At 68.9% G+C, this 12,027-nt stretch carries 10 protein-coding genes; 5 read left to right on the top strand and 5 right to left on the bottom strand.

Going from position 1 to position 12,027, the window contains the following annotated elements; genetic code table 11:
* Positions 1–138 precede the first annotated feature (138 nt).
* The gene (locus tag ACPYN9_RS11495; RefSeq protein WP_424466669.1) at positions 139–1,170 is read left to right on the top strand and encodes a LacI family DNA-binding transcriptional regulator; all 1,032 of its coding nucleotides are present in this window, start codon (positions 139–141) and stop codon (positions 1,168–1,170) included.
* A gap of 62 nt (positions 1,171–1,232) precedes the next feature.
* On the top strand, positions 1,233–1,763 hold the full coding sequence (locus ACPYN9_RS11490; protein ID WP_424466668.1) for an N-acetyltransferase family protein: 531 nt from the start codon (positions 1,233–1,235) through the stop codon (positions 1,761–1,763).
* A 211-nt stretch (positions 1,764–1,974) separates the two neighbouring features.
* On the opposite strand, the gene ACPYN9_RS11485 is transcribed toward ACPYN9_RS11490, so the two are convergent.
* Positions 1,975–3,588 carry an aminotransferase class I/II-fold pyridoxal phosphate-dependent enzyme gene (locus ACPYN9_RS11485; protein ID WP_424466667.1) on the bottom strand — a complete coding sequence of 538 codons (1,614 nt, stop codon included), beginning with the start codon at positions 3,586–3,588 and terminating at the stop codon, positions 1,975–1,977.
* A gap of 75 nt (positions 3,589–3,663) precedes the next feature.
* Here ACPYN9_RS11485 and ACPYN9_RS11480 point away from each other — a divergent pair, with 75 nt between their 5' ends.
* Entirely contained in the window at positions 3,664–4,626 is a 963-nt protein-coding gene (locus ACPYN9_RS11480; protein WP_424466666.1) for a LysR family transcriptional regulator, read from the top strand.
* 155 nt (positions 4,627–4,781) lie between these two features.
* On the top strand, positions 4,782–5,615 hold the full coding sequence (locus ACPYN9_RS11475) for an aldo/keto reductase (protein WP_424466665.1): 834 nt from the start codon (positions 4,782–4,784) through the stop codon (positions 5,613–5,615).
* A 312-nt stretch (positions 5,616–5,927) separates the two neighbouring features.
* Here the strand turns inward: ACPYN9_RS11475 and ypfJ are convergent, their stop codons facing one another.
* The 3 genes from ypfJ to ACPYN9_RS11460 form a co-directional block, all read right to left on the bottom strand.
* Positions 5,928–6,821, bottom strand: coding sequence for a KPN_02809 family neutral zinc metallopeptidase (ypfJ, locus tag ACPYN9_RS11470; protein ID WP_424466664.1), 894 nt, complete (start codon positions 6,819–6,821; stop codon positions 5,928–5,930).
* Between the two features lie 111 nt (positions 6,822–6,932).
* A complete protein-coding gene (locus ACPYN9_RS11465; RefSeq protein ID WP_424466663.1) occupies positions 6,933–7,394 on the bottom strand; it encodes a flavodoxin domain-containing protein in 462 nt (153 codons plus the stop codon).
* Positions 7,395–7,403: 9 nt separating this feature from the next.
* Complete coding sequence (locus ACPYN9_RS11460; RefSeq protein ID WP_424466662.1) at positions 7,404–8,711, bottom strand: FAD-dependent oxidoreductase; 1,308 nt, start codon at positions 8,709–8,711, stop codon at positions 7,404–7,406.
* Positions 8,712–8,987: 276 nt separating this feature from the next.
* Between ACPYN9_RS11460 and ACPYN9_RS11455 the strand changes: the two genes are divergently transcribed.
* A complete protein-coding gene (locus ACPYN9_RS11455) occupies positions 8,988–9,587 on the top strand; it encodes a hypothetical protein (protein WP_424466661.1) in 600 nt (199 codons plus the stop codon).
* Between the two features lie 54 nt (positions 9,588–9,641).
* On the opposite strand, the gene ACPYN9_RS11450 is transcribed toward ACPYN9_RS11455, so the two are convergent.
* On the bottom strand, positions 9,642–11,735 hold the full coding sequence (locus ACPYN9_RS11450) for an acyl-CoA dehydrogenase (RefSeq protein ID WP_424466660.1): 2,094 nt from the start codon (positions 11,733–11,735) through the stop codon (positions 9,642–9,644).
* Positions 11,736–12,027: the final 292 nt, after the last annotated feature.

Genomic DNA, 12,027 nt, shown 5'->3' with positions numbered 1-12,027 from the left:
ATCCTCATCGGTTGTTGCGTCCCTGTGTGCTCAACGGACACTTTGGACAAATATAGATCGGTGCAAATAGTTCCACACGTCGGCAGAAAAGGCCATACGCTGGTGACTCCACCCGCCGCAGAACCAGGAAGCGACCGCATGAGCGACACCGGAAAACCGCCCTCGGCGCCCGTCACCATCCGGGACGTCGCCGAACGCGCCGGTGTCTCGAAATCACTCGTCTCATTGGTCCTGAGAGACGCGCCACACGTGAGCGACTCCCGCCGGGCAGCCGTGCTCGCCGCCATCGCAGAACTCGGCTACCGACCGAACGCGCACGCCCGCGGGCTCTCGCAGACAAAGACGCACACCGTCGGCCTCCTCGTCAACGACCTCCGCAACCCGTGGTTCGTGGAGCTGCTCGAAGGAGCATCCGCGACCCTGCACGCCGCCGGCTACGCGACCCTCCTCGCCGACAGCCGCACCGACCAGCGCATCGGGCGACGCTCGCTCGACGCGCTCACGCAGCAAGGCGTCGACGGGATCATCGTGATCGGCACGACCTCCGAGACTGCGGCCATCGCCAAGATCGCCGACGACGTGCCGATCGTCCTCGCCGGCACACTCGACCCCGACCTGCCCTCCGTCGACATCGTCACCAACGACGACGAAGCCGGCGCCCATCAGGTCACACGACATCTCCTCGACCTCGGACACACGCGCATCGCCTACCTGCGCGGGCCAGGTCGCATCAGCGAACTCCGCGAACAGGGCTTCCTCCGCGCCATGGCCGAGGCCGGCACCGCATCGACCGCCGTCCTCGAAGCCGGCGGCATGAGCGAGGAGAGCGCGCACGCGGCCGCAGGGCGACTCCTCGCCGCCCCCGCCCGCGAACGCGTCACCGCGATCTTCGCCTTCAACGACGCCTCAGCGATCGGCGTCCTCTCCGTCGCTCACACCCTCGGCCTGCGCGTACCGACCGACCTGTCCGTCGCCGGCTACGACAACTCGCCGCTCGCACAGTTCCAGGTCGTGTCGCTCACCTCGGTCGACACGGGCAACTTCGCGATCGGCGTGCAAGCCGGCACGCTCCTGCTCGAACGCATGCAGCATCCCGTGCAGCTCCAGCGCGTGCAGCGGGTCGCGACGAGCCTCGCCGTGCGCGGTTCGACCGGCACCGCACCCGCCTGAACGGGGCAGGGCCGACGAACCAGACACCGCCTTCACCCTCCCCACTGCGAGATACTGGCCGAGTGACCACGACCATCCGCGACGCCACCGTCGACGACATCCCCGCGATCACCGAGATCTACAACGAGGACATTCTGACGACGACCGTCAGCTGGAACGCGTCACCCGTCGACGACAACAACCGCCTCGAGTGGCTCGCCAGGCAGACCGCCGCGGGGAACCCCGTACTCGTCACCGTCAACGCCGCAGGCGCGGTGCTCGGCTATGCCACCTACGGCGACTTCCGGCCATTCGACGGCTACCGCCACACCGTGGAGCACGCCGTGTACCTGCGCAGCTCAGCACGCGGAAACGGGCTCGGTAAAGCGCTCGTGCGTGCCGTCATCGACCACGCGCGAGCTGCGGGTAAGCACGCACTGGTTGCCGCCATCGATGCAGACAACGCCGCGTCGATCGCACTGCACGAACGCCTCGGATTCACGCACGCCGGACGGCTTGACCAGGTTGGCACCAAGTTCGGGCGCTGGCTCGACGTCGTCTTCCTGCAGCTGATCCTCGACGACGGCGGCCCGAACGACGCCGGGCGCGGCTAGCTTCGGCGGGGACAAACACTCCGTGACCAACGAAAGTGCAATTTCGGGCGCAGAGTGGCATTTCCGCACCCGTCAGCGGCGATTCTGCACTCTCAATGGACACCGACCGCGCCACAGCCCGCCACGAACCACCCCGCGCTGCGAAGCTCGCGGCGGCGACCCGGCGCAGCGGCGCAGCGACCCGGCGTCGAGCCGACGCAGCGGCGCTCGGCTACTCGGCGACGACTCGGAACGCTGAGACGGCGCTGTCCACAGCGCCGCGCACGTGGCTGCCAGCGGCCGCCGAGGCACGGAGGAACTCCACGACCTCGACCGTGATCTCCTCCCCCGGCAGCACGTTGGGGATGCCGGGCGGGTAGGCGGCGAGCGAGTCCGCCGAAATGCGTCCGATCGCTTCCGCCCACGGCACTGTCTCGGCGTCGGCCAGGTAGGCCGCGCGCGGCCGGATGCGCATGGCGCCCGGGCCGGGCATCGGCGGAATGACAACTGCCGAACCGGGCGAAGCCGTCGACGCGTCTTGCACGGTCGAGTCGGCCGCGATCTCGGCGAGCGCGTCGAGGAGGATGCGTGCATCCGGCGTCTTGCCGATGCCGATCACGGCGACGATGCAGCTCACGGTCGCCATCTCGACCATGACCCCGAACTCGCGGGCGAGGCGTAACCGCACCGTGTGCCCGTCGAGGCCCGTCGCACGGATGTCGAGCGGGATCCGGAACGGATCGATGGCGACCGTCGAGGCGTACTCGTCGAAGCCGTCGGAGACGACCGGGAAGCGCCCGTCGGCGCGGAACAGCTGCCTCGCGGCGAGCACACGCTCGAGCGAGGTCTCGAGCAGGTCGCGGCGTTCGACGAGGTCGCGACGGTCGAGGTCGAGCGACGCGAGCAGCAGCGAGCTCTCGCTGGTGGATGCGGTCATGCGGTGGGCGCGCTCGACGTGCGGTTCGAGGGCGCGAGCCATGGGGCCGTGCCCGAGGTGCACGAGGGCGCTCTGGGAGAGCGACGAGGTGAGCTTGTGCGTGCTGGTCACGACGAGGTCGGCGCCCAGGCGGACCGGGGAGTCGGGCAGCTCGGGAAGGAACCCGAAGTGAGCTCCCCAGGCCGCATCGACGATGAGCGCGGCGCCCGCGTCGTGGACAACCTCGGCGATGCCGGCGACGTCGGCGACGGCCCCGAAGTAGCTCGGCGAGACGATGTAGACGGCGGCGACATCGCCGGCACCGGATGCGCGGCGCTCGGCAAGCGCATCCGCAACGGAGCGCGGAGTGACCCCGTGCGCGATGCCGTGCTCGAGGTCGACCTCGGGCAGCACGAAGCTGGGCGTGGAGCCGCCGAGGATGATGCCGTCGACGAAGCTCGAATGCGCGCTGCGCTGCATGAGCACCCCCTCTCCCAGCCCGCGCGCGGCGAGCGCGGCCATGCGGTTGCCCATCGAGGATCCACCGGTAAGGAACCAGGTTCGGGATGCTCCCCAGGCGTCGGCGGCGAGGCGCTCGGCCTGCTCGCGCGGCGAGCCGTCGCCGAGGTCGATGCCGTCGAGGAGGGGTGTCACGTCGAGTTCCAGCACGCGCTCGCCGAAGTACTCAGCCTGCCCGAGGCCGAGTCCGCTCGCCTCGGCGCCGTGGCCTGGCACCAGGAAGGCCGTGGAGTCGCGAGCCGCGTGAACGGCGAGGGCAGCAGCGTACGGGGCACCGGCGGTACCTCCATCGACATCGACAGGCTGTTGTTGCGCCCGCACGGTCGCCGAGGTGCCCTGCGACGTCAATGAGCCGAGGTCTTCCTCGGCGTCGTCAAAGGCGAAGGTCGGGAACTCGGGTGCGTGCGTCATGTGTCCATCGTGGCATCTCTGATTGCAAGAGAGAATGACAGCTTGGCGTGATGGCTTCAGCCCTAGACTGCAACTGTGACCCAGCGAAGCACCGCAGATCTGCCCGACTTCCGCGGACTCGCCGCCTTCGACGCGGTGCTCGCGGAAGGATCCGTCGCGGCCGCAGCGGCAGCGCTCGGCTGGAGCCATCCGACCGTCGACCACCATCTCAGGAGCCTCGAGCGGCAGGCCGGCACCAAGCTGCTCGACCGAGGACCGCGCGGAAGTACCCCGACGCAGGCCGGACTCGTGTTCGCCGTCCGCGCCAGACAGCTCCTCGAAGGCGGCCGCCGGGCGTTCGCCGAGCTCGACGCGTGGATCGCAGACGAGCGGCGTCTGATCCGCTTCGGCATCTTCCCCACGCTCGGCGCAATCGTCGTGCCAGCCATCCTGCGAGGCGTGGAGCGGCACCAGCTGAGTCTCGAGCTCACCCTCGATGAGTGCGAACGCCTCGGTCGACAGCTCGAGCAGGGGCGACTCGACGCTGCGATCCTCTTTCAGGCATCGGAGCTGCCAACGCCGCTCTCCTCCGAGATCACCAGCGAGCTGCTCTTCGCCGAGCCGCTCTACCTCGCCGTGCACCGCGAGCATCCGCTCGCCGCGACCGCGCACCAGCGCACCTCGTCACACCAGGCACGCGTCGTCAGCGACTTCAGCGAGCTCCGGCAGGAACGGTGGGCGTTCGGCGCATCCGGTGGCGACACCATCGACGAGGCCACGCGGGAGCTGTGCAGGCGGACCGGGTTCGAAGCGAGCACCGGGATGCGCTCCGACGACTACCCCGCGATCCTCGGGATGGTCGCGGCGGGCCAGCTTGTCGCCGTCATCCCCGCGTCGGTCGCGAGCTGGCGCGATGAGGCCGTCACGTTCCTGCCGATCGAGCCCACGACACTCACCAGGGAAGTTGTGCTGGCGACCCGCGAGGAGCCGCCGGCCGCGCTGCGCGATGCCATTTCGGATGCACTGGCTGAGGTACGGCGCCCCTCGCGCCCGCGCTGACTGCGTCGCACAGAGCACGATGCGGCCCGTGTCAGACCACGGTAGCCCGCGACAGACGTCGGCAGACCGCCGACGACCCACGCTGTCACGGTCGGAAACCTCCCGGACGCCAGCCCTAAGCTCGCGTTGTTCTCACAAACGACGGAAGGTGAACAGTGACCAGCAACGTTCCCGAACTCGGGCTCAACGACGGCACCACGATTCCCGCGATCGGCTTTGGCACCTACCCGCACGCCGGCGAGGACTCGGCCGAGCCCACGCACGAAGCCCTCGCCCTCGGCTACCGGCTCCTCGACACCGCCATCAGCTACGACAACGAAGAGGCCGTCGGTCGGGGCATCCGCGCGTCCGACGTCCCACGATCCGAGATCGTCGTGACCAGCAAGATCCCCGGCAGATTCCACGGCTACGACGAGACACTCGCCGGCTTCGACGAGTCGATCTCGCGGCTCGGTCTCGAGCAGCTCGACCTGCTGCTCATCCACTGGCCACTGCCGCGGCTCGAGAAATACGTCGACACGTGGCGGGCGCTCGTGCAGCTGCAGAAGGACGGCCGGGTGCGCTCCATCGGCGTCTCGAACTTCACACCGGAGCACCTGTCGAAGATCGCCGACGCCACGGGCGTGACGCCCGCCGTCAACCAGGTGGAGCTGCATCCGTTCTTCCCGCAGGCCGAGCTGCGCGCCTTCCACGCCGAACACGGCATCGTGACTGAGGCGTGGAGTCCACTCGGGCGCGGCGAACTGCTCGAGCACCCCGTGGTTGCCGAGATCGCGGCGGCGCACGAGGTGTCGCCCGCCCAGGCGATCCTCCGGTGGCACATCGAACTCGGCTCGGTGCCTATCCCGAAGTCGCGCTCCGCGGAGCGTCAGGCGAAGAACCTCGACATCTTCGACTTCCAGCTGGAGCAGGCGGAAGTGGATGCGCTCTCCGCGCTCGAGCGCGGACGCATCTGGGACCAGGACCCGGACGTGCACGAGGAGTTCTAGCCCGCGCGGAGAGCCGCCGCGGCAGCCCCGGGGCCTGCCTGACCCGCGCGTCGTTGACCAACTTCCGGGAGAAACTGCCTGCTGAATGCACCCGGGGCACCCCGCGCGGCGCATCCGTCCCGCAAGTTGGCCACGCGCGTGCCCCGGTGCCCGTCACGCCCTAGGCAACAGAGTTGTGGACAAGTGCTGCTCGCCAACGGACGAGCAACACTTGTCCACAACTTTGCGCGTGTTCGAAGAACACGGCGCAGGGCGCACCGCACGCAGGCCGCGCCGCACGCAGGCCGCGCCGCGCGGTGCGCTCCCGCGCAGCTACAGGTCGCTGCCGCTCACGGCGAACGTGTCGCAGGCCTGCGTGCCCTGCTCGTAGCCGGTGACGAACCAGTTGACGCGCTGCTCACTGGTGCCATGCGTGAAGGATTCGGGGTTCACCTGCCCCTGCTGTCCCTGGATGTGGTCGTCGCCGACCGCAGAGGCGGCCGACAGGGCGACGTTAACCTGCTCGCGTGTGGGCGGCTCGAGGAGCGTGACGCCGTCGGCGGTCTCGGTGGTCGCGGCGGCGCCGAGCCAGGAGCCGGCGAAGCAGTCGGCTTGCAGCTCGATGCGCACGCCGTCGGAGGTCGGCCCGGTGTCGGTGCGGTTCGTGGTGTCGAAGACGCCCATCTGGTGCTGGATGTGGTGGCCCCACTCGTGCGCGACGACGTACATCTCGGCGAGCGGCCCTTCCTGCGCGCCGAGCTGCGAGGTGAGCAGCTGGAAGAACGAGGTGTCGACGTACATCGAGGAGTCGCCCGGGCAGTAGAACGGTCCGACGGCGTTGGATGCGGTGCCGCACGCCGAGCTCGTCTGCCCCTCGTAGAGGATGAAGCCGGGCTCTTCGTAGGTGACGCCGACGACGGCGCTCTCCGTCTCCCAGAAGTCGGCGAGCGAGTTCTGTACGCCGACCATGCGGCACTCGATCTGCGCGTTCGCATCCGCACCGGTCTGGCACTGCTCGAGACCGCCGCCCTCGACCTGCTCCTGCGCCTGCTGGCCCTGGTCGACACCCGGAACGAGCCCCGTCAGGTCGACGCCGAGGAACTGTGACGCGAGGAACGCCACGATGAGCAGGCCGATCGAGCCGCCCCCGATCGCGGCGGTCCTGCCGCCGCGACCACGCTTCTGCACTCCGCTCGTGTCGAGCTTCGCGTTCTCGTTGAAAGTCATGGGGGAAATCTACTCGCACTACGCGCGAATCGCGGTTGGCGGACAGGGGCTTGCCGTGATCGAGATGTTGACCAGGCCCCGCTCAGGCGCGATCTCCTCCCGGGGCCTTGCCTACGCGTCGATGCCGGCGGTCTCGACGGCGGCGAGGAGTCCCGGCAGCCAGGCGAGCGCGGCGTCGCTCGCGGTCTGGCGCGAGCTGGCGTCGTGCCGCCCGTACTCGCCGACCCGCTGCGCGCCGAGTTCGGTCATGAGCCGGTCGATGTGCTCGCTGCCCTGGCTGTAGGTGTCGGAGTAGTTGGTGTCGCCCATCCCGAACATGGCGTACCGGTAGCCGTCGAGCGCGGGCCGGATGGCGTCGAGCTCTTCCCAGAAGGGCAGGGCTCCGCTTGGCAGCTCTCCGTCGCCGTGGGTGGAGCAGACGAACAGGTAGAAGGTGCCTTCCTCGAGCTCCTCAGGCTCGAAGACCGACATGTCTTCGACCGTGACGTCGCGGTCCGGCATTGCGTCGGCGAGGTCGCCCGCGACGAGTTCGGCGTTTCCCGACTCGGTGCCGTAGAGGATGACAATGCTCATGTACTGCTCCTAGGTGTTGCTCTCTGGGTGGGGGTCTTCGCCCATTGTGGCCGCGCTGCGCGCGATGCGCAGCAGGGTCTGCGTGTCTTGTTCTTTGGCTCGCACGCGACCTGGCGCGGCTCGCCGCTGCTCGTGCTCGTCGATGGCGCTCCATTCGGCGAAGCTCACGGAGGTCGCGGTGAGGCGGTCGAGCAGTGCTGCCCGCTCCCCCTCTGGTTTCGGGGCGGCGGATGCGAGCCAGCTGTCGACCTCGCGCGCGACGGTCTGCCCTTCGGCGCGGCTCTCGGCGATGGTGCCCTGTGGGCCTCGCCTCGCCCAGCCTGCCGCGAAGACGTCCTGCTCGTCGCCGAGCAGCGCGTGCAGCAGGTGGGCGTCGCCGCGGTGGAAGCCGACCGCGGTGATGACGGAGTCGACCTCGATGGATGCGGGTTCGGCGCTCGTCGACGCTGCGTTGGCGGCCGATGTACCGGGGCCTGCCACGGAGAGCTTCAGGCGTCCGTGGTCTTCGGCGAGCGCGACTGGCGCGACGCCGAAGCGGAGCCGAACGGTGATGCGCGGGCGCTCCGGCTGAGTCCGTTCGAGGAGTCCCGCGAGCGCGGCCGCCTGTCCAGACCGTTGCTCGCGGTCGACGAGCTGCTCGGCTGCGACGCCGAACGCTTCGACCCGGACGCCGTCGATGCGGCCGAGCTCGGCGAGCAGCGAGGGCGTGAACCTGGCGTCGTCGACGGCTGCACGTCCGAGCACCTCGATCACCCGCAGGTCACCCGTCGCGTCGCTCAGCAGCGGCGAGTGCACATCCGAGCCTTCGAAGTCGCTTTCCTGCTTCGCGAGGAGCCGTACGACGTCGATCGCCACGTTCCCGTTGCCCACGACGGCGGCTCGAGTCCCGAGCCTCGGCAGGGCGACGTCGTCGCCGGGATGCTGGTTGAGGATGCGCATGAAGCGTCCGGCGCCGATGACGCGCTCGTGCTCGAACCCCGGCAGCTGGAGGCGCGCATCCGCGTGCAGTCCGGTCGCGACGACGGTCGCGTCGAACGCACCACGCACGGTCTCGAAGTCCACGTCGCGCCCGACGTCGACGTTGCCGAGGAACCGCACCCCCGACTTGGTGAAGAGCCGGTCGAACTGTCGGGTGACGGCCTTCGTGCCGATGTGGTCTGGCGCGACGCCGTAGCGGATGAGCCCGTACGGCACGGGGAGGCGCTCGAACATGGCGACGTCGACGTCGCGTCGGAGCTTGAGCAGCGCCTGCGCCGTGTAGCAGGCGGAGGGGCCGCTGCCGATGATCGCGACGGCACGTCGGGCTTCAGCGGTCATACTGCGGCGTTCTCCTTGACTCGCGGACCTCGGGGGTGGGCCGCGCACTTGCGGTGCCTGGCGGGCATCGCGGCGACACCCGTCTGGTCCGCGTGACGCCTGACGGCAAAGGTCTACTCAACCAGAGAAGTCTGAGCTTCGAGCGCAGGATGCGCGCCCCGCGCGGCGCCACCCACCTCCGCACCGGAGATCGCTGCCTGCCCGGGGATGTCCGGAGGAGCGGGACACGGAAGACGGTGGCTAGAGTGAGCCCACCGTCGACCAGAGGAGCCGGAGATGATCTCTGCCTCGAATGAGCCCGACCCGCACCTGCCCGCCGACCCGAACGGGAAGCCGCCCGCGTCGAGGTTGAATCCGTGGCTCATCGCGGCGATCGCGCTCGCCGTGATCCTGCTCGTGGGTGGCGGTTTTGCCGGCTACGCGGTGGCCTCGGGCGCGTTCGTTCGAGCTGAGGTCGCGCAGGAGAACCCGGTCGCGGTGCCCTCGGAACCGGCCGTCGCTCCGGCTGGCTCGCAGCCAGCCGCCCCTGCACCGGCTGCACCATCGGTCCCGGTGCCCGCTCCCACGACGAGCTTCACGGGAACCTGGGTGGGGCAGATCTCGGGCGACCGGCATCCGTACTCGGTGACGGTCGCGATCTCGGATGTCGACGGGGTCGTCTCCGCGACGGCGACCTACCCGGAGTTGCCCTGCACTGGCACCTGGTCGCAGACCAGTCGCAGCGAGGGCCGCATGGTCGTACTCGAGCGGATGGGCAGCGAGAACAACTGCTTCGACAATGTGTCGATCACCCTCGACGCGCTCGACCCGAACACGATGGCCTACAGCGCGCAGTCGGGTGACTACTTCATCACGTCGACGCTCGTCCGAACCTGACCGGAAGAAACGAGAGCGGAACGCCGCCGCGACGGCGTTCCGCTTCGGGTCACCTCAGGCGTTCGCACCGGCTTTCTGTTCCTTGAGCTTCTCTTCGGCGCGCATCGCCTTCTCCTCGACCGGCGCGTTGCCAGACTCCCGCTGGGCTCGCACGTAGGCGCGTGCTTCGTCTTGCCGCTCGCGCTCAGCCCCGGAGGCGATGGATGCGCGGATGTGCTCTGGCCCGTACCCGAAGGCGTCCACGAGGTCGGCGGCGTGCGGGCGCAGGCGGGCGATGAGTCGTTCTCGGTAGGCGCTGACGGCCTGCGCGCGCGGCACCGAAAGGCGGCCTGACATGAGGTACCAGGCCAGGTTCTCCTCGATCAGCCCGAGGCCGAAGAGGTCGCGCAGCCAGGTGAGCACTTGCCGGGTCTTGCCTTCCGGCATCGTCGCGATCGCGTCGGTGAAGGCTTCCCACTGCAGCAACTGGCCGTGTGCCCGGGCTGCTTCGATGAGGGTCGGCTGGTTGCGGTTGAAGAGCGCCGCGGCCTCCGGCTTTGAGAGCTTCTTCGCGTTGCGAAGCTTCGCCGCGATCTCGGAGACGAGCGTCTCGACGCGTGCGGTGAGCAGCTCGTGTTGCGTGGCTGGCTGGCGTAGCCAGCCGACCGAGCGGGCGCGGCTGCCCCGATCGATGACGATCTGCCCGATGCCGCGCAGACCCGATCCGGAGAAGATGCGCTCGGCGGTCTGCTCGGCGATGATGCGCGTCACCTCTCCGCGGTCGGCGCCCTTGAACTGTTCGGCGTAGTCGCTGAGGAGCCGCTTGCCGACGAGCTGCAGCAGCACGTGGTTGTCGCCCTCGAAGGTCGTGTAGATGTCGAGGTCGTGGCGAAGCTGCGTGATGCGGTTCTCGGCGAGGAAGCCGGCGCCGCCGCAGGCCTCGCGGGCTTCCTGCAGGGTGTTGATGCCATGCCAGGTGGAGAGCGGCTTCAGTGCCGCGGCGAGGGTCTCGAGGTCTTCCCGGTTCTCTGGGGTGTCGAGTTCGCCGGAGAAGACACCGTGGAACTGCTTGAGCAGGTTCTCGTGCGCGAAGCTCAGCGCGAAGGTGGTCGCGAGGCGCGGGATGAGGCGCTTCTGGTGCATCCCGTAATCGAGCAACACGGTTTCTTCGCCGTCGCCGCCCGCGAACTGGCGACGCTCGTTGGCGTAGGTGACGGCGATCTTCAGCGCGACCTTCGAGGCCGCGACGGAGGCGCCGTCCAGCGAGACGCGTCCCTGCACGAGCGTGCCGAGCATCGTGAAAAACCGTCGACCCGGGCTCTTGATTGGCGAGGTGTAGGTGCCATCTTCGGCGACGTCGCCGTAGCGGTTGAGCAGGTTGCGCCTGGGCACGCGCACGTCGGTGAAGTGCAGTCGCCCGTTGTCGATGCCGTTGAGGCCGCCCTTGACGCCGTCGTCCTCGCCGCCGATACCGGGCAGGAACTGCCCCGCCTCGTCGCGGATCGGCACGTAGAAGGCGTGCACGCCGTGCTTGACGTGCTTCGTGATCAGTTGCGCGAAGACGACCGCCGCCTTGCCGTGCAGTGCGGCGTTGCCGAGGTAGTCCTTCCAGGCTCCGCGGAACGGGGTGTTGATGACCCACTCCTGCGTGCCCTCGTCGTAGGTCGCCGTGGTGCCGATCGAGGCGACGTCAGAACCGTGCCCCGTCTCGGTCATCGCGTAGACGCCCGGCACCTCGAGGCTCATGATGCCAGGCAGGAACGTGTCGTGGTGGTAGTCGGTACCGAGGTGCATGACCGCGGACCCGAAGAGTCCCCACTGCACGCCGGCCTTGATCTGCAGGCTCGGGTCGGCAACCACGAGTTCCTCAAACGCGGCGATGTTGCCGCCGTGGTTCTCGGCGCCGCCGAGGCGCTTCGGGAAGGCGAGGTTGACGGCCCCTTCCTCGACGAGGATGCGCAGCTGGCCCATGACACGGTCGCGGTGCTCCGGCATCGCCAACGTGGGATCGCGCCACAGCTCCGGCCTTGCCGAGTTGGCCCTGGCGCGCAAGCGCTCCTCCGGCCAGGTGCCGAGCAGCTGCTGCGACAGCCAGCCGACATCGATTCGGCTCTGCTCGAGAGCGACCGGCTCGTCGAGTTCCGGATCGTTGATGCTGATGTCAGACACGGATGCTCCTTTGCAACGTTTGGGGTGCCTCCACGCTAAGACGGGCCACCGACACTCGCCATTTCCCCGTGGGAGGGCACGAGAATCTTGCGCGCCCGACCGCCGCGTTTTGCACACTCCATACAACTCAGCGGGCCAAGCGTTAGCTTGACCCGCTAGAGATGTGCGCCGCAGTGCCTCAGTCGAGCGCGTGCGTGTGCGTCGGCGCGGCTAGCTGTATTGCCCCGTGAGGTTGTGAACGCGTTCTGATGGGGTTGCGCCTCGGATGCCGGTGTGGGGTCGGTGGTGATTG

Source organism: Pseudoclavibacter helvolus (assembly GCF_049707175.1).
Classification (GTDB): Bacteria; Actinomycetota; Actinomycetes; order Actinomycetales; family Microbacteriaceae; genus Pseudoclavibacter; species Pseudoclavibacter helvolus_A.
Note: the sequence above shows the minus strand (reverse complement) of the source record. Positions and strands in the feature narration are given on the sequence as shown.